General features: G+C 66.7%; 18 protein-coding genes. 5 read left to right on the forward strand and 13 right to left on the reverse strand.

Annotated elements, in window-relative coordinates:
* The first annotated feature begins 267 nt into the window (after positions 1 to 267).
* Positions 268 to 1,374 (forward strand): NADH:flavin oxidoreductase/NADH oxidase, encoded by a 1,107-nt coding sequence (locus tag ACP7BH_RS11225; RefSeq protein ID WP_425985198.1) that lies wholly within the window; start codon positions 268 to 270, stop codon positions 1,372 to 1,374.
* A 7-nt stretch (positions 1,375 to 1,381) separates the two neighbouring features.
* Here ACP7BH_RS11225 and ACP7BH_RS11230 read toward each other — a convergent pair whose 3' ends face one another.
* The 3 genes from ACP7BH_RS11230 to rpsD all read right to left on the reverse strand — a co-directional run bounded on the left by ACP7BH_RS11230 (position 1,382) and on the right by rpsD (position 4,970).
* The gene (locus ACP7BH_RS11230) at positions 1,382 to 3,742 is read right to left on the reverse strand and encodes a bifunctional diguanylate cyclase/phosphodiesterase (protein ID WP_425985200.1); all 2,361 of its coding nucleotides are present in this window, start codon (positions 3,740 to 3,742) and stop codon (positions 1,382 to 1,384) included.
* A gap of 96 nt (positions 3,743 to 3,838) precedes the next feature.
* Entirely contained in the window at positions 3,839 to 4,219 is a 381-nt protein-coding gene (locus tag ACP7BH_RS11235) for a hypothetical protein (RefSeq protein WP_135194850.1), read from the reverse strand.
* A gap of 133 nt (positions 4,220 to 4,352) precedes the next feature.
* Complete coding sequence (gene rpsD, locus ACP7BH_RS11240; protein ID WP_135194849.1) at positions 4,353 to 4,970, reverse strand: 30S ribosomal protein S4; 618 nt, start codon at positions 4,968 to 4,970, stop codon at positions 4,353 to 4,355.
* Between the two features lie 272 nt (positions 4,971 to 5,242).
* Here rpsD and ACP7BH_RS11245 point away from each other — a divergent pair, with 272 nt between their 5' ends.
* Positions 5,243 to 5,464: a hypothetical protein gene (locus ACP7BH_RS11245; protein WP_346494792.1), complete on the forward strand. Its 222-nt coding sequence runs from the start codon at positions 5,243 to 5,245 to the stop codon at positions 5,462 to 5,464.
* An 11-nt stretch (positions 5,465 to 5,475) separates the two neighbouring features.
* On the opposite strand, the gene ACP7BH_RS11250 is transcribed toward ACP7BH_RS11245, so the two are convergent.
* The 6 genes from ACP7BH_RS11250 to ACP7BH_RS11275 all read right to left on the reverse strand — a co-directional run bounded on the left by ACP7BH_RS11250 (position 5,476) and on the right by ACP7BH_RS11275 (position 10,418).
* Positions 5,476 to 6,414: an MBL fold metallo-hydrolase gene (locus ACP7BH_RS11250; RefSeq protein WP_425985202.1), complete on the reverse strand. Its 939-nt coding sequence runs from the start codon at positions 6,412 to 6,414 to the stop codon at positions 5,476 to 5,478.
* 101 nt (positions 6,415 to 6,515) lie between these two features.
* Positions 6,516 to 7,127: a superoxide dismutase gene (locus tag ACP7BH_RS11255; RefSeq protein WP_425985205.1), complete on the reverse strand. Its 612-nt coding sequence runs from the start codon at positions 7,125 to 7,127 to the stop codon at positions 6,516 to 6,518.
* A 107-nt stretch (positions 7,128 to 7,234) separates the two neighbouring features.
* Entirely contained in the window at positions 7,235 to 7,459 is a 225-nt protein-coding gene (locus ACP7BH_RS11260; RefSeq protein ID WP_409713715.1) for a hypothetical protein, read from the reverse strand.
* 40 nt (positions 7,460 to 7,499) lie between these two features.
* A complete protein-coding gene (gene fghA / locus ACP7BH_RS11265; RefSeq protein WP_425985207.1) occupies positions 7,500 to 8,339 on the reverse strand; it encodes an S-formylglutathione hydrolase in 840 nt (279 codons plus the stop codon).
* A 525-nt stretch (positions 8,340 to 8,864) separates the two neighbouring features.
* The gene (locus tag ACP7BH_RS11270) at positions 8,865 to 9,248 is read right to left on the reverse strand and encodes a VOC family protein (RefSeq protein ID WP_425985209.1); all 384 of its coding nucleotides are present in this window, start codon (positions 9,246 to 9,248) and stop codon (positions 8,865 to 8,867) included.
* 63 nt (positions 9,249 to 9,311) lie between these two features.
* Positions 9,312 to 10,418 carry an S-(hydroxymethyl)glutathione dehydrogenase/class III alcohol dehydrogenase gene (locus ACP7BH_RS11275; protein WP_425985210.1) on the reverse strand — a complete coding sequence of 369 codons (1,107 nt, stop codon included), beginning with the start codon at positions 10,416 to 10,418 and terminating at the stop codon, positions 9,312 to 9,314.
* A gap of 250 nt (positions 10,419 to 10,668) precedes the next feature.
* Here ACP7BH_RS11275 and ACP7BH_RS11280 point away from each other — a divergent pair, with 250 nt between their 5' ends.
* Positions 10,669 to 11,205, forward strand: coding sequence for a DUF6624 domain-containing protein (locus ACP7BH_RS11280; RefSeq protein WP_425985212.1), 537 nt, complete (start codon positions 10,669 to 10,671; stop codon positions 11,203 to 11,205).
* 150 nt (positions 11,206 to 11,355) lie between these two features.
* The gene (locus ACP7BH_RS11285) at positions 11,356 to 12,057 is read left to right on the forward strand and encodes an NAD-dependent deacylase (protein WP_425985214.1); all 702 of its coding nucleotides are present in this window, start codon (positions 11,356 to 11,358) and stop codon (positions 12,055 to 12,057) included.
* A 59-nt stretch (positions 12,058 to 12,116) separates the two neighbouring features.
* Here ACP7BH_RS11285 and ACP7BH_RS11290 read toward each other — a convergent pair whose 3' ends face one another.
* Positions 12,117 to 12,668 carry an OmpA family protein gene (locus tag ACP7BH_RS11290; RefSeq protein ID WP_425985216.1) on the reverse strand — a complete coding sequence of 184 codons (552 nt, stop codon included), beginning with the start codon at positions 12,666 to 12,668 and terminating at the stop codon, positions 12,117 to 12,119.
* Between the two features lie 374 nt (positions 12,669 to 13,042).
* On the opposite strand from ACP7BH_RS11290, the gene ACP7BH_RS11295 reads away from it, so the two are divergent.
* Positions 13,043 to 13,879 (forward strand): hypothetical protein, encoded by an 837-nt coding sequence (locus ACP7BH_RS11295; protein ID WP_425985218.1) that lies wholly within the window; start codon positions 13,043 to 13,045, stop codon positions 13,877 to 13,879.
* Here ACP7BH_RS11295 and ACP7BH_RS11300 read toward each other — a convergent pair.
* Genes ACP7BH_RS11300 through ACP7BH_RS11310 form a run of 3 tightly spaced genes read right to left on the reverse strand, consistent with a single transcriptional unit; the run spans position 13,876 to position 16,043 of the window.
* Complete coding sequence (locus ACP7BH_RS11300) at positions 13,876 to 14,202, reverse strand: YnfA family protein (protein ID WP_425985220.1); 327 nt, start codon at positions 14,200 to 14,202, stop codon at positions 13,876 to 13,878. The genes ACP7BH_RS11295 and ACP7BH_RS11300 overlap by 4 nt on opposite strands.
* Before the next feature lie 9 nt (positions 14,203 to 14,211).
* Positions 14,212 to 15,018, reverse strand: coding sequence for an RNA methyltransferase (locus ACP7BH_RS11305; RefSeq protein WP_425985222.1), 807 nt, complete (start codon positions 15,016 to 15,018; stop codon positions 14,212 to 14,214).
* Positions 15,019 to 15,023: 5 nt separating this feature from the next.
* Complete coding sequence (locus tag ACP7BH_RS11310) at positions 15,024 to 16,043, reverse strand: S1/P1 Nuclease (protein WP_425985223.1); 1,020 nt, start codon at positions 16,041 to 16,043, stop codon at positions 15,024 to 15,026.
* Between the last annotated feature and the right edge of the window lie 33 nt (positions 16,044 to 16,076).

Consider the following 16,076-nt stretch of genomic DNA (forward strand, 5'->3'; position numbering starts at 1 on the left):
GAGGCCGGGGCGGTGATGACCCGCGTGGTCGGCTTTTCGGTCGAGACGATGATGCAGCCCGACAGCAACGGAGCGGCGATGGCGATGGCGAGAGCGAGACGAAGCATGTGGTGTTCCCCTTTGAAAGCTTGACCCTTTGTGCCGCGCGGGTCGGTTCCGCACACGTGAATTATCGGCAAGCTGGATGAACAATCGGACAGGCTGGACTTGAACGCGTCTGCAACCGCCATAGCTACGGTCCCTCCCCTTCTCCTCGGATCGTCTCTCATGAGCCTGCTGTTCTCGCCCCGCGCCGTTGGCCCCCTGACGCTGAAAAACCGCGTCGTCATCGCCCCGATGTGCCAGTATTCCGCTGTCGACGGCGTGCCCCAACCCTGGCACGTCCAGCATCTGGGCAGGCTGGCGATCTCGGGCGCGGGCCTGGTCATCGTGGAGGCCACAGGGGTCGAGGCGGCGGGGCGCATCACGCCGGACGACACCGGCCTGTGGAACGACGCCCAGGAAGCCGCCTTTGCCCGGATCATCACCGACATCCGCACCTACAGCGACACGCCGATCGGCGTTCAGCTGGGCCATGCGGGCCGCAAGGCCTCGACCAGCGCGCCGTGGAAGGGCGGTCGCGCCCTGGGCGCCGACGAGGGCGCATGGGAGACGTTCAGCGCCTCGGCCGAACCGTTCAAGGACGACTGGCATACCCCGACGGCGATGACGCAAGGCGACATGGACCGGGTCGTCGCGGCCTTCGAGGACGCCGCGCGCCGGGCGGACCGTGCCGGGTTCGACCTGGTCGAGCTGCACGCCGCCCACGGCTATCTGCTGACCCAGTTCCTGTCGCCCCTGTCCAATCGCCGCACCGACGACTTCGGCGGCGGGTTCGAGAACCGGGCGCGCTTCCCCTTGCGGGTGGCGCAGGCCCTGCGCGACGCCTGGCCCCGGACCAAGGCGCTGGGCGTGCGGTTCAACGGGTCGGACTGGGTCGAGGGCGGCATCGCCCTGGATGAGGTCACGGCCTTCGGTCAGGCCCTGCACGACATAGGCTATGACTATCTGCACCTGACGTCGGGCGGCAATGTCGCGCGCGCCGACATTCCGGGGGCCGAGCCGGGCTATCAGCTGGCGTTCGCGCAGGCGGTGAAGGCGGCGACGCCGGACGCCAACGTCATGGCCGTGGGCATGATCTTCGACCCGCAACAGGCAGAGGACATCGTGGCCTCGGGTCAGGCGGACCTGATCGCCATCGCCCGTGCGGCGCTGGACGATCCCAACTGGGCGCATCATGCGGCCGTGGCGCTGGGCGACGACGAGAACCTGCCGCCGCAATACGAGCGGGCCGGCAAAACGACCTGGCCTGGATACGGCAAGGCCGGCGCCTAAGGCCTGATCAGGCGGCGTCTTCCAGCGGTCGTGCGCCGTCCCACAGGACGCGCGCCGCCGCCAGAATCTCGCCCTCAGCCGTCTTCTGCGGGCGGCCCAGCAGATAGCCTTGAACCTCGTCGCAGCCCTGGTCGCGCAAGAAGGTCAGCTGTTCCAGCGTCTCTACGCCCTCCGCCAGGACCGGAATGTCCAGGCTCTCGCCCAAGGCCAGGACGGCGCGGATAATGGCGGCGGATTGCGGCCCGCCGTCCAACTCCGACATGAAGGAGCGGTCCAGCTTGATCTTGTCGAACGGGAAGGCGCGCAGGGTCGACAGGGACGAATAGCCGGTGCCGAAATCGTCCATGGCGATGGACACGCCCAGCAGCTTCAGCTGGCGCAACACATGGGTGGTGCGCTCCATGTCGGTGATCATGGCCGTCTCGGTGATCTCCAGCTCCAGTCGCGCAGCTGACAGACCAGTCTCGATCAGGATCTGATGCACCAGGCGCGGCAGATCGACGTGGCCCAGCTGGACTGGCGACAGATTGACCGCGATCTTGTGCGGCTCGGCCCAGGCGGCAGCCTCGGCGCAGGCGGTGCGCAGCACCCATTCCCCGATCGGCAGGATCAGGCCGTTCTCTTCGGCCAGGGGGATGAAGTCGGCCGGCGAAATGAAGGTCCCGTCGGGCTGGATCCAGCGCAGCAGAACCTCATAGCCGGTGATGTCGCCCGTATCGACAGAGGCCTGGATCTGCCAGTTCAGGCTGAACTGGCCCTGGTCCAGGGCTTCGCGCATCTGCTGGGCCATGCGACGTCGCGTGCGCACCGCCTCGTCCATCTCTTCCTCATAGAAGCAGACGTCGGTCCCCAGCGAGGCCTTGGCCCGGTACATGGCCAGGTCCGCGTCGTTGATCAGGGACGAGATGTCGCGCGCGTCGTCGGGCCAGACGGCGACCCCCACGCTGAGGCCGCAAGCGACTTCGGCATGGTCCAGCATGACCGGCGCGATGACGGCCTGGCGCAGACGATCGACCAGGCCCAGCGCGTCCTCGCGCTGTTCGACCGCAACCACGGCCACGAACTCGTCGCCGCCCAGACGAGCCACGAACTCGCCGGGGCGCAGACTGGCCTTCATCCGTTCGGCGATGCGGATCAGAAGCTGGTCGCCCGCAGCGTGGCCGTGAACGTCGTTGACCTCCTTGAACCGATCCAGGTCCATGGCCAGCAGGGCGACCTTGGTCGCGGCGCTGTCGTCGGCGGTCTGGCGCGTCAGCCACTCCAGGAAGGAGGAGCGGTTCGGCAGGCCGGTCAGGCTGTCGTTGCGCGCCAGGTGAGCGATGCGGCGTTCCTGGGCCAGGCGCGTGCGCAGGTCGCGCACGGCATAGATCATGAAGTCGCCCTCGACCGCGTGACCGCCGTCACGGCGCACGGCGATCTCGACCGGGATCTCGGTCCCGCCCGCTCCGACCAGCCTGGACTGGGTCAGACCGCCCACGGTCAGGTCGGCGGTGTGGACGATCCAGCGCGACAAGGGCTCCCCGACCAGGGCGTTGCGGTCCATGCCCGCCAGTTCGGCGAAGGCGGCGTTGGCGGCCAGGATCAGGCCGTCCTGCGCGACCACCATGCCGTCCACGCTGCCTTCTATCAGATGATCGAGGCGCGCCTTGGCCTGAAGCCGGGACTGCATGTCCAGGGCGTGGCTGGCGACGCCGGTGCCCAGCATCATCAGTCCGACGGCGGAGACGGCGAAGGCCAGCACGACATTGGCGGCATCGGCGGCGACGGCGTCGATCATCGGCGACAGGGGTATGACCGTCATCGCGGCCATGCCGGTGAAGTGCAGCGCGACGATCCCCAGGACCATCAACGCGACCGGCGCGATCTGTCCGGGACGGCGCGCGCGGTTGAACGCCAGGGCGCCGAAGACGACCGCACCAACGATCGAGGCGGCGATATAGGCGGCGGACCAGTGAATGACCGCATCGGTCGCAAAGGCCGCCATGCCGGTATAGTGCATCGCCACGACGGTCAGGCCGAACAGAACGCCGCCGATTTCGGCCGAGAACCGCAGGGTCCTCGACGCGACCCACAGCGCCAGGGCGCTGCCGGCGATGGCGACGCCCAGGGAGACGCCCGTCAGGACCGGCTCGTAGCGGATGGCGGCGCCCGGCTCATAGGCGATCATCGCCACGAAATGGGTGCACCAGATCGTCGCCCCGGTCGCCACCGCGCCCATGAAGGCCCAGGCCAGGCGCGTGCCCTTTTCGGCGGCGCGCAGCCGGCGATAGAGGCGGAAGGTGATGATGGAGCCGATCAGGCACAGGCCGGCGGCGAGCCCGACCAGCCACAGATTATGGTCGTCGGTCAGGCAGGTGAAAAAGCGCATGAAAGCTACAGACCGTGGGGAAGACAGCCTGGCTCCGTAGCAGCAGAGAATTTAATCAGACGCGCCTGAACAGGCTTAACCAATCCCTATCCGAGGTCAGGAACGCGGCAGTTGATAGGGGTTGTTGACGCTGATGGGCGAACCGGGCGGCAGGCCCAGTTCCTCGAACGACCATTTCAGCTCGACGCCCTCGACAAGGTCCTGGCGGCACTTGTCCTCGTCGATGCGGCGCAGGGTGATAACGGCGGCGCCGCCCTGCAGGCTGACGATGGGGATCAGGTCTTCCTTGTCGGTGCAGCCGTTGGAGCTGACCCAGAAGACGGCCTCATCCTTGGTGAAGGCGGCGGCGTGGATCGGTTCGAGCGCGCCGGGCATGCCCTGGGTCGAGACGGACGGCTCGCCGCCGGTGGCGCAGGCGGCAAGGCTCGCCGATGCGGCGGCGATCAAAGCCAGTCGTCCGATGATGGAGTCGCGCACCGACGACCTCCCCTGTCTCTCAAAGCCTGAACGGGCCGAGAATGCGCCTGTTCGCCCGTGGAGGGAACAGGGTAAAAACGAAGGGCCCCGGACGAGTCCGAGGCCCTTCAAACTCAACTGGTCGAGGCTTCGCTTACGAAGCGTAGTATTCGACGACCAGGTTCGGTTCCATCTTCACGGCATACGGCACGTCCGACAGTTCCGGCACGCGGACGTAGCGAACCGAGAACGAGCGGTCCGACAGTTCCAGATAATCCGGCACGTCGCGTTCCGACGACGTCTGGGCTTCGATCACCAGAGCCATGCTGCGCGACTTTTCCTTCACCGTGACGACGTCGTCCGGCTTCACGCGGTAGGAGGCGATATCGACCTTCTTGCCGTTGACCGTGACGTGGCCGTGGTTGACGAACTGACGGGCGGCCCAGACGGTCGGGACGAACTTGGCGCGGTAGACGATGGCGTCCAGACGCGATTCCAGCAGACCGATCAGGTTTTCCGAGGTGTTGCCCTTGCGACGCGTGGCTTCGTCGTAGGTCTTGGCGAATTGCTTCTCGGTGATGTTGCCGTAGTAGCCCTTCAGCTTCTGCTTGGCCTTCAGTTGCAGACCGAAGTCCGAAACCTTCGACTTGCGACGCTGACCGTGCTGACCGGGACCGTAAGAACGCTTGTTGACCGGCGACTTGGCGCGGCCCCACAGGTTCTCACCCATGGCGCGGTCGATCTTGTATTTGGCGCTGTGGCGCTTGGACATTCTATTCTCTTTTCAACGATACGGCCCGGCGTCCCCTCGATTGGGAATGCGATCTCAACGGCGGTCCACGCATCTTCCGTCATCAATCCCGCCCTCGGCGAACCGGAGGCATGGAAGGCGGCGCTTATGGCCACCGGGCGGCCGTGAGTCAAGCCGGGGGAGTCAAGCCGGGCGGGCCGTTAAGCACGATGGGATGGAACGATGGGCCGCACCCATCCCTTTCCGACCGGGTGAAGCCTCCAGTCGCCTGAGACGATAGAGGAGGACGAAGGGTGACGAATGAAGCCAAGACGTTCCAGACCGGCCTGTCCGAGCCGGCGTTCGCGACGCTGAAAACCAAGCTGATCGACCTTGTCGAGCCGCTGAACGACGGGCAGCTGCTCGAACTGGCGGACGGCATCCACGAGATGCTTCGACAGCGTCGGATGCTGCGCCAGCACCATGCCGAGCGCATGAACGAACGCGCCCGGCACAGTCTGGATCTTCGTATCTAGTCGATGGGCGCCTAATCCTTCGCCGATTGCGCCTCGGAGATGAACATCGCCCGGCCCTCGCGGGTGGCGACCTTGCCCAGGCCCGGGAACGGGAAGTGATAGGCGTAGATGTGGGCGCCCGAGTTGCGTAGCGCCGTCACCTCGTCCAGCCGCGCCTTCTCGCCCGCCGCCTGATCGTCGTCATAGCCGACGCGCCAGTCGGGATGTTCCACCGACAGGATCCAGTGGTGCATCAGGTCGCCGGTGAAGAGCAGCTGGTTCTGGCCGTCGGCGATCAGATAAGCGACATGGCCCGGCGTGTGGCCCGCCGTGTCCTGGGCCGTGACGCCCGGCGCGATCTCTCCGCCCGGCGCGAAGGCCTGGACCTTGGGCGTGATGATCCGCACCAGATCGGCCAACTCGGGATTGGCGCGGATCGACGCCCACTCCGCCTGCGACATCCGGATCGCCGCATTGGGGAAGGCCAGACCGCCGGCGCGGATCAGGCCGCCGACATGGTCGGGGTGGCCGTGCGAGATCAGCACGTCGGTGATGGAGGCCGGATCGACGCCGGCCTTTTGCAGGCTGTCCATCAGCTGGCCCTTGCCCTCGCCCAGGCCGGTGTCGAACAGCATGGTCCGGTCGCCGTTCCTGACCAGCAGCGGATGGATTTCCAGCATGATCGGGTCGGCCGGCTGACCGGCGGCGGTCAGGGACGCAGCGACCGCCTGCGGTGTCAGGCCGACGCCGAAAGTCTGGTTGTCGTTCTTGACCGGGTTTTCGCCGTCGAACAGGGCGATGGCGTCCAGCGCGCCGATCTTGAACCTATAGACCGGCTTCTCGGCCGGGGCGGCGACCGTCTGCTGCGGCGTGGGCGGGGCGTGATCGCCGGGCTTCTGCTGGCCCGCCTGTGGATTGCACGCCGCCAGCGCCAAGGCGGCCGTCGCGGCCGTCAACATCACCCTACGCATCGCTTCACTCCTGTGTCTGTGCAGCTTGAATCGAAAACGCCCGCCGGAGGTTCCGGCGGGCGTCGTCTTGTCTCGATCTAGATCGCGATCTGTGACGGGCCTTACTTGGCGGCGGCGTACAGTTCGTTGACCTTGTTCCAGTTCACGACCGACCAGAACGACTTCAGATAGTCGGCGCGGCGGTTCTGGTATTTCAGATAGTAGGCGTGTTCCCAGACGTCGGCGCCCAGAATGACTTCGCCGCGCTCGTCCACGACATCCATCAGCGGATTGTCCTGGTTGGGGGTCGAGGTGATCTTCAGCTTGCCGTTCTGGACGATCAGCCAGGCCCAGCCAGAGCCGAACTGTGCGGCGCCGGCGGCGTTGAAGTCTTCCTTGAACTTGTCCATGCCGCCGAGGTCGGCGTCGATGGCGGCCTTGAGTTCAGCCGAGGGTTCGCCGGCCTGGTCGGCCGGGGCCAGCAGTTCCCAGAACAGGCTGTGGTTCCAGTGACCGCCGCCGTTGTTGCGGACGGCCTTGGGCGCGGTCGAGATGCTGGTGAATATCTCTTCCAGCGACTTGCCCTGCAGACCGGCGTCGGCGTCGACGGCCTTGTTCAGGTTGTCGACATAGGTCTGGTGGTGCTTGTCGTGGTGGAAGGTCATCGTCTCCTTGTCGATGGCCGGCTCCAGCGCGTCATAGGCGTAGGGCAGCGGGGGCAGGGTGAAGGCCATGGGAGAGCTCCTTTTCCGACAGATCTTGATAGGCAGCACATAGGCGCCCGTTCGTAAAACCCAAGCGACAAAGCCCGGATTCGTTCCGACTTATCGGCCCGGAACGGTCAAGCTGGCAAGTTCGCCTTCAGGCATTCGCGCACGGCGCGCTTCACGTCGCCCGGCGCATTGGGCTCGTCCACACCCTCGGCGGCGAAGACGGCGCGCACGGCGGCGTCCAGACCCTTGGGCAGGGCCTCGATCACCCGCTTCTGGCCCTTGGCATGCAGGCAATAGCCCACCTCGCGGCACAGGGCGGAAAACATCGGTTCGTAGGGATCGGGAGCGCTCATGGCGCCCCTCTATCACCGCCGGGCGATCAGCGACAGTCAGTCACGCCTTCAACCGCTCAGCGTGGAAGGCGACGTGGTCGGCGATGAAGCTGGTCATGAAGAAGTAGGAGTGGTCGTAGCCGGGCTGCATGCGCAGGGTGATCTTCTGGCCTGCGGCGTCGGCGGCGGCCTGCAGCAGTTCGGGTTTCAACTGGTCGATCAGGAAGCTGTCGGCGTCGCCTTGGTCGATCAGGATGTCGTCATAGACGCCGCGTGCGACGCCGGCGGCGATCAGTTTGGCGGCGTCGTGGCGGTCCCAGGTCGCGCGGTCGTCTCCGAGATAGGCGGTGAAGGCCTTTTCGCCCCAGGCGCATCGTGTCGGCGAGCAGATGGGGGCGAAGGCGGAGACGGAGCGGAACAGGTCGGGATGGTTCAGCGCCAGGGTCAGGGCGCCGTGGCCGCCCATCGAATGGCCGCTGATGGCGCGGGCGCCCGTGGTCGGGAACGCGGCGTCGATCAGGCCGATCAGTTCCTCGGTGACATAGGTTTCCATGCGGAAATGCGGGGCCCAGGGGGCCTGTGTCGCATCCAGATAGAAGCCCGCGCCCTGGCCCAGGTCATAGGCGGGGTCGTCGGCCACGCCGTCTCCACGCGGGCTGGTGTCCGGCGCGACGATGATGACGCCGTGTTCGGCTGCGGCCTGGTAGGCGCCGGCCTTGGTGGTGAAATTGTCCTCGGTGCAGGTCAGGCCCGACAGCCAGATCAGCACGGGAAACGGACCCTCGCCCGCCGGCGTGAAGACCGACAGGGTCATCGGCGTGCCGGTCGCCGTGCTGTCGTGCTTCATATAGCGGAGGGTTCCGCCGTGGACGATGTGGGTCTTGGTGGTCTCGAAGGTCATGCCCTCTGGCTAGTCCACCTGACGAACCCCCGCAATGCGTAAGCCTTCACGGCAAGCGACGTCAGGCGAAGATGTCTGACAGACTAAGGGCTCGGGCTTCGCACCGGAAGATTCACGCCAGCTTCGGCACAACTACCTTGAACCACAGAATTCATGGCAGGGATCATCCGCTGCCTGTTCCTCGGTTCAGCCAAATGGATAGCCATCAGCGCGGTCTCTTTCTCGCCAGATATGGAATACTGATAGGCGACGTCTTCGCCGGTCTCCAGCCGCACGATGCCGCAAATCGATCTGCCGTTTGAAGCTGGGACAGCCCAGACCGGTGAAGCCCCCTCCACTCCGACTCTTTTTATCGCGTAGGCCTCGGCTGCCCCCACTGTCGGCCTGGCGAAAGAAACAGCGACCGGCTCAGGTGCACTGCACGACACAAGCGCCAAGCCAAAGGCCGAAATCATGATGGCACGCATCGCAAATCCAAGCTGACGGAACGTCGGAAACGCACTTGTCACAGACTGGCCTGATAAATCACCCCGCCCGGTGCATGGCGCAGATCTTGTTGCCCGAGGGATCGCGCAGATAGGCCAGGATCATCGGGCCGAACGGGCCTTTGCGCTCTCCGGGCGGATCCTCGATGGCGCGACCGCCGGCGGCGACGCCGGCGTCGTGGAAGGCCTGGACCATCTCGGGCGTCTTGGCGTGAAAACCGATGGTGCCGCCGTTGGCGTGGCAGGCGGGGTCGCCATCGATGGGGGCACCGACCGCAAAGGCGCCCATGCGGGTGCGCCACCAGTAGCGGCCCTTGGGATCGGGACCCTGCCCCGGCTCGACGCCCAGGGCGCCGAGCGCCGCGTCATAGAATTTGCGCGACGCCTCGATGTCGTTGGCGCCGACGGTGACGTGGGTGAACATGGTCGAACCTCCCGATTTTAAGTCCGTTTCTTTAAACAACGAACCGTGCGGCGCGCAAGTCGATCAGAACACCACCACGCTGCGGATGCTCTTGCCCTCGTGCATCAGGTCGAAGGCCTTGTTGATGTCTTCCAGGCCGAAGGTGTGGGTGATCATGGGGTCGATCTCGATCTTGCCGTCCATGTACCAGTCGACGATCTTGGGCGTGTCGGTGCGGCCGCGCGCGCCGCCGAAGGCCGAACCGCGCCAGACGCGACCCGTGACCAGCTGGAACGGGCGGGTGGCGATCTCCTTGCCGGATTCGGCGACGCCGATGACCACGCTCTCGCCCCAGCCGCGGTGGCAGGCCTCAAGCGCCTGGCGCATGACCACGGTATTGCCGGTGCAGTCAAAGGTGTAGTCCGCGCCGCCGCCGGTCAGTTCGACCAGATGGGCGACCACGTCGGGCACCTCCTTCGGATTGACGAAATGGGTCATGCCGAAGCGACGGCCCCATTCTTCCTTGTCGGCATTGATGTCCACGCCGACGATCATGTCGGCCCCGACCATCTTCAGCCCCTGGATGACGTTCAGGCCGATGCCGCCCAAACCAAAGACCACGGCATTCGCCCCCGGCTCGACCTTGGCCGTATTGACCACCGCGCCGACGCCCGTCGTCACGCCGCAGCCGACGTAGCAGGCCTTGTCGAACGGCGCGTCCTTGCGGATCTTCGCCACCGCGATCTCGGGCAGGACGGTGAAGTTGGAGAAGGTCGAGCAGCCCATATAGTGGGCGATGGCCTGACCCTTGTAGCTGAAACGCGAGGTTCCGTCGGGCATCAGCCCTTTCCCTTGCGTCGAGCGGATCGAGGTGCACAGGTTGGTCTTGCGCGACAGGCACGACTTACACTGGCGGCATTCCGGCGTGTACAGCGGGATGACGTGATCGCCGACCGCGACCGAGGTCACGCCCGGCCCCACCTCGACCACCACGCCGGCGCCCTCGTGGCCGAGAATGCTCGGGAAGATGCCCTCGGAGTCCAGACCGTCCAGCGTATAGGCGTCGGTGTGGCAGATGCCGGTGGCCTTGATCTCGATCAGCACCTCGCCGGCGCGCGGCCCCTCCAGATCGACCTCGACGATCTCCAACGGACGTTTGGCCTCGAAGGCGACGGCGGCGCGGGTTTTCATGGCGAGGGCTCCTTGGTTTGCGCCTGTTTCTCACGAGCGACGCCGGGAAGGCCAGCCCGTCCGCCGATGAAGGCCACTGAAAATTTTTTGAGTGCACTTTAGTGCAGATTTTTGAGATCGGTTCGCAGAAGTTGGCGGCGTCTGATGTGTAGAGGATGACGGTGTCAGGATCGGACGTGTCCCGATCCACGACAGGCTTGCATCATCCACGCGTGACAATAGTCTTATCCGGCAACGGAGAGACTCCATCATGCTGGCCTGGTTCCTCGCTGCCGCCTTGAGTTTGGCCGACCTTTCCCCCGCAGCCGAGGCGGCGCTTCGTCCCTTCACCGAGGCCATCGCGACGGCACGCGCCAAGCAGGCCGCCCTGCCGGAGAACCCGACACCCAAGGAAAGACTGGAACTGGCGCTGACCCTGGATCAAGAGCCGTTGAAGGCGATGCACAGCGTCGATCTTTCGGCCCTTTCCGAAATGGATCGACTTGCCGCTCAAACAGAAGCGAAGGCGCGGCTGGACGCCATCAGCAACGAGACGGTGTCCACGGTTTTGTCGCTGGTCCCGCCCGAGGGCTGGTTCTCCAACGCTGCGTATGGCCAGGATGCTGCGACAGGAGCCTTCCTGGTCATCCAGCACGCTGATACGGCGTTGCAAAAACGGTTCTTGCCCGCGCTGGAAGCGATGGCCGAGCGGGGCGAGGCGCTGAAGTGGCAGTATGCGATGATGTACGACCGCATCGCTGTCGCCGAAACCGTCCGCAGCGGTACGGCACCCAGATGCAATGCGTAGCCGGCCGCATGGTCCCGGCACCCACGGAAGACCCGGAACGGCTGGAGCAACGTCGCGCGCCGATGGGTTTCCGTTGGCCCGACTACGACGCCTATCTGGCGAACTTCGGCGCTTGCTGAACGCGCCACAGATCAGACAGGAGATCGCGCCTTGAACCTCGTCGTCCTGACCGGCGCCGGCATATCGGCGGAGAGCGGCGTGCCGACGTTTCGGGCCGATGATGGGCTGTGGTGCGGGCATCGGGTCGAGGATGTGGCGACGCCGGAGGGGTATGCGGCCGATCCGGCCCTGGTGCAGGACTTCTACAATCAGCGGCGGCGGCAATTGGCCGACGTTCAGCCCAATGCGGCGCATCGGGCGCTGGCGAATCTGGCGGCGCGGTGGGAGGGCGACTTCCTGCTGGTGACGCAGAACGTCGATGATCTGCACGACCGGGCGCATACGCAGACGCCGCCCGCCGCCGGGTTCGAGTTGATTCATATGCATGGCGAGCTGTTGAAGGCGCGCTGCACCCGGTCGGGCGTGGTGATGGACTGGACGGACGACATGGCGGCGGATCAGGCCTCGCCGCATCACTCCGACGGCCTCATGCGGCCGCACATCGTCTGGTTCGGGGAGATGCCGCTGGAGATGGCGCGGATCGAGGCGGCGCTGGAGGCGTGCGACCTGTTCGTCTCCATCGGCACGTCCGGCGCGGTCTATCCGGCGGCGGGATTCGTGCAGTCGGCGCGCTATGCAGGGGCGCGGACGGTGGAGATCAATCTGGAGCCGACGTCGGGCGCGCGCCTGTTCGACGAGGGGGTCTATGGGCCGGCGACGCAGGCCGTGCCGGGTTTCTTCGACAGGCTGTAGATACGAAAACGGCGACCGCTGCGAAGCGGCCGCCGTTCCGGTCTTGAAGTCGAAGCGGGTTAGGCCAGGACGACGATGGTCACGCGGCGGTTCTGCGAACGGCCTTCCGGCGTGTCGTTCGAGGCCACCGGCTGTTCCTGACCATAGGAGATGGTCGCCATCCGGTTCAGGGCGACGCCCTGACGGTTGAGGAAGCGGCGCACGGCCTCGGCGCGCTGCTCGCCCAGCTGGTCGTTATGCTCGGGCGTGCCGGTCGCGTCCGTATAGCCCTGGATTTCCAGATAGACGTTCTTGTTCTCGCCCTGCAGACGCTGGGCGAACTGGGCCAGGCGTTGCTCGGCTTCGGGCGACAGGGCCGCCGCGTCGGTGGGGAATTTCACGGAATCGTCCGACAGCACGACCTGATAGAGGAACTTGCCCTCGGCCAGCTTGTGCGCGTCGTTGGCGCGTTGCAGGGCCTGGCCTGCGGTGCCTTCGACGGTGGTCACGCGGTTGTCGACGACCTCGACCTGATCACGCACGAAACGATGGCTGGCGCAGCCGCTGGCCGCAAAGCCGAGGGCGATGAGGGCGCCGCCGACGACCGCCGTCCTGAGTTTCGATCTGCTCAAGTTCTGTCTCCTTCTTGCCGGGAGCGCCACACCCGTTTTTGCGCCAGATGAAAATGGCGTAGGGCACAAGGCGGAGTAATGACGTGCTTTGGGCGGGATCATGTCAGCTTGACCATAAGCAGATCGGGCATTTCGCGCTATTCGCGAGCGGCGGCGGAACCTTCGCCCCAGTGACGACGTTGCGCCGCCGACGGTCAAGGCCGCAGGCGGATGCGCTCATCTATCACTGATCTGAACCGCTGTTCGGTTGTATTCGGAGCGACGCCACTTTCCTGACGCGACCGAATGTTTTCAACAGAGCCTGAAGATTTTTACAGGCGTTCTGTTCTGATGACCATGCGGCACGGTGTTCAACAGTCATCACGGATCAGCGATTGAGCGCCGGCCGCATACGGCGGTGGGCGCTGGCGGCGACGCCGATCCTGGCCGTGCATGCCGGGCTGGCCCTGCTGATGACCGCGCGCGCGACGCCTGAGCCCCCCGTGTCCGAGCCGCCTTTGGTGATGGTCGAACTGGTCGAGCCGCCGCCCCCTCCCCCGCCACCGCCCGCACGGGTCATCGCCCCCGATCCCTCGCCCAAGCCGGATACACCGGCCGCCGCGGCCCAGTCGGCCGCGCCGCCCAGGCCCGCGCCCCAACGTCGCCCGCCGGCCGTGGCGGCGGCGCGGCCTCGACTGGTCGTCGCCAAACGCCCGCCGGATGTCGAACCCCTGCCCGCCGCGCCTGCGCCGCCGGGACCGCCCCTGCCCTTGCTGGGCGCGGCCCAGATCGCCGGCGCCATGACGGTGGGTGCAGGACCGGGCGGTGGAGGCGGAACGGGCGTGGGGGCCAGCGGCGGATCGGGCGGAACCGGCTCAGGCCCCGGGTCGGGCGGTGGATCGTGCGACATGGTGCGCTGGGTCCAGGACGCCGTGCGCGACGACCAGGCGGTGCGCCGCGCCGTCATCGCCGCGTCTCAGGACATGAACGCCAACGGACGCGCCATCCTGGTCTGGAACGGCGACTGGCTGCAGAGCCGCAACCAGTCGGGCAAGGGCCTGGCCGGCGTGCGCCAGGCCATCGCCCTGGAAGTCGCCTTCGCTCCCGCCGAGTGCAAGAGCCAGAGGATGACCGGTTTGGCGGTTCTGAAGCTGGAAGACCGCCCCGGCGGCGCGCAGCTGGCGCTGGGCAAGGGCAGTTGGCGGTGGTCGGACCTGCTGGGGGCGGGTTAGGCCGCCCGCGGACCGAACAGGATGATGCCCGCGCCGACGATGCAGACCAGACCGCCCAGCACGTCCCATCGATCCGGCGTCGTCTTCTCGACCACGGCCATCCAGATCAGAGACGCACAGATATAGACCCCGCCATAGGCCGCGAAGGCCCGGCCCGCCGCGTCGCTGGGGACCAGGGTCAGCAGCCAGGCGAAGGCGATCAGGCAGACGACGCCCGGCGCCAGCCACAGCGGCGAGCGGTCCAGCCTCAGCCAGGCCCAGAAGGCGAAACAGCCGCCGATCTCCGCCAGCGCCGCCAACGGATAGATCAGCAAGAGCTTCATCCTCGCCTCCTATCGCTCGCCGCGCGGCGGCTCGCTGCTTGAGGAGGCCTTCGCCGCCCGTTCCGCCGCCAGCTTGGCCAGCACCCGGCCCCGACCGCGCGACAGGGCGTGGATGGCGCCGCGCATGGTGGCGACCTCTTGCTCCGAGAAGGCGGCGCGCCCCAGCATGACGCGCAGGTTCTGGCTCATCGAACGCTTCTTCTCGGGCGGATAGAAGAAGCCGCCGTTTTCCAGCTCTTCTTCCAGGTGTTCGTACATGCCGACCAGAAGCTCGTTCGACGCCGGCGGCTCGCTGTCGCGGAAGCGCGGCGGCGGGGCGTCCAGGATCAGGGTGCGCCATTCATAGGCGTTGATCGCCACAGCCTGGGCCAGGTTCAGCGAATGGTGCCGGGGGTCGATGGGGATGGTGACGATGCCGGCGCACAGGGCGATGTCGGTCGTCTCCAGCCCCGCCCGCTCGCCGCCGAACAACAGGCCGGTCTTCAGGCCCGACGCCGTGTCGTCATAGAGGACGCGGCTCGCCTCTCGCGGGGTGCGGACCGGCTGGCGTGTCTCGCGCGGGCGGGCGGTGGTGGCGAAGACGGTGTTCAGGTCGGCGACGGCGTCCGCGACGCTGTCGAACACCCGCACGCCGTCCAGCACCCAGTCGGCGCCCGAGGCCATGGCCCAGGCCCGGTCCTGGGGCCAGCCGTCGCGGGGCGTGACCAAACGCAAATCCGTCAGACCGAAGTTGGCCATCACACGCGCCACGGCGCCGATGTTCTCGGCCATCTGCGACTTGTCGAGGATGACGGCGGGGGGTGTTAGCTCCGACAAGGAAATCAGTCCTCGCCCACCATGGCGATCCAGGGGTCTGCGGTTCCGGCCTCGACCTCGGCGACCTTGACGGCGGGCCAGCCGATGGAGGCGCTGCCCGAGGCGGTCCAGGCAGTGATTATGAAGTCGCGCAGTTCGCCGGCGCCCGCGGCCAGGCGTTCGTTGACGAAGGCCGCGCCGCGCGGGTCGGCGTCGCGGAAACCGCCGGCCTTTTCCAGCCGATAGAAGGGGATCACCGTGCCGAGCGTCGTGGTCAGATAGGAGACGGTGCGCGCCTTGACGTCGAAACCGTCCAGGCTGGCGGCCGGCATGGCGGCCTCGACCGCGTCCAGACGGGCGACGCGGTTGGTGAACTCGCCCTCGAAGACGGCGTGGGTCTGACGCGAGTTGGTGAAGCCTTCCGGGTTCGGGAAGTCGCCCCAGCCGTTGTAGTGGATCGTCGTGTGATGCGGCTGGGAGCCGTCGCCGACATAGTGACCCATCACGCCGATGTCGCGCAGGATCAGGGCCTCGCGGCGGATGCGGTCGGCGCGGTACCAGGCCTGGCGCTCCATGTTCGTCTCGCGCTTCTCGGCGGCGTTCAGCACGCGCCAATAGGCGAAGTCGCGGCCCAGGTTCTGCCAGGCGTCGACCATGGCGTAGGGCAGATAGCCGGCGTCGTTGACGTCCAGACCCGCCTTGGTCAGGGCGGCGTCATATTCCGATTTCAGGCGCGGCAGGTCGTTGATGCTCATGCCGCGCTGGTCAAACACGCGACCCTGGTCGTCCATGTCGATGAAGTGGGCGGTGTCGCGCTCGCGGTCGTGGGGCTGGCCGGCGCCCTTCCAGCGGTCGGGCTCGCGCGCCAGTTCGCCCACGTCGGCGATGGCGGCCGGGGTGCGCAGGAAGGCGGGCAGATCGTCAGGCAGGGCCCGCATCGCCGCCACGCCGATCAGCCGGTGGCCGGTGTTGCCCCAGGCGGTGACGGTGACGGCCGGCGCGGCGACCGCGATCAGGGCCAGGGCGGCGATGGCGAGACGTTTCATGAGGCGACCTCGAAGACAGGAAGCCCTCGCTCT

The organism is Brevundimonas sp. TWP2-1 (assembly GCF_049897645.1).
Lineage (GTDB): Bacteria > Pseudomonadota > Alphaproteobacteria > Caulobacterales > Caulobacteraceae > Brevundimonas.

Bases quoted from the DNA above. Each gene is read 5' to 3' on its own strand.
- ACP7BH_RS11225 (WP_425985198.1), top strand. From the start codon at position 268: ATGAGCCTGCTGTTCTCGCCCCGCGCCGTTGGCCCCCTGACGCTGAAA.
- ACP7BH_RS11230 (WP_425985200.1), bottom strand. From the start codon at position 3,742: ATGCGCTTTTTCACCTGCCTGACCGACGACCATAATCTGTGGCTGGTC.
- rpsD (WP_135194849.1), bottom strand. From the start codon at position 4,970: ATGTCCAAGCGCCACAGCGCCAAATACAAGATCGACCGCGCCATGGGT.
- ACP7BH_RS11250 (WP_425985202.1), bottom strand. From the start codon at position 6,414: ATGCGTAGGGTGATGTTGACGGCCGCGACGGCCGCCTTGGCGCTGGCG.
- ACP7BH_RS11255 (WP_425985205.1), bottom strand. From the start codon at position 7,127: ATGGCCTTCACCCTGCCCCCGCTGCCCTACGCCTATGACGCGCTGGAG.
- ACP7BH_RS11260 (WP_409713715.1), bottom strand. From the start codon at position 7,459: ATGAGCGCTCCCGATCCCTACGAACCGATGTTTTCCGCCCTGTGCCGC.
- fghA (WP_425985207.1), bottom strand. From the start codon at position 8,339: ATGACCTTCGAGACCACCAAGACCCACATCGTCCACGGCGGAACCCTC.
- ACP7BH_RS11270 (WP_425985209.1), bottom strand. From the start codon at position 9,248: ATGTTCACCCACGTCACCGTCGGCGCCAACGACATCGAGGCGTCGCGC.
- ACP7BH_RS11275 (WP_425985210.1), bottom strand. From the start codon at position 10,418: ATGAAAACCCGCGCCGCCGTCGCCTTCGAGGCCAAACGTCCGTTGGAG.
- ACP7BH_RS11280 (WP_425985212.1), top strand. From the start codon at position 10,669: ATGCTGGCCTGGTTCCTCGCTGCCGCCTTGAGTTTGGCCGACCTTTCC.
- ACP7BH_RS11300 (WP_425985220.1), bottom strand. From the start codon at position 14,202: ATGAAGCTCTTGCTGATCTATCCGTTGGCGGCGCTGGCGGAGATCGGC.
- ACP7BH_RS11310 (WP_425985223.1), bottom strand. From the start codon at position 16,043: ATGAAACGTCTCGCCATCGCCGCCCTGGCCCTGATCGCGGTCGCCGCG.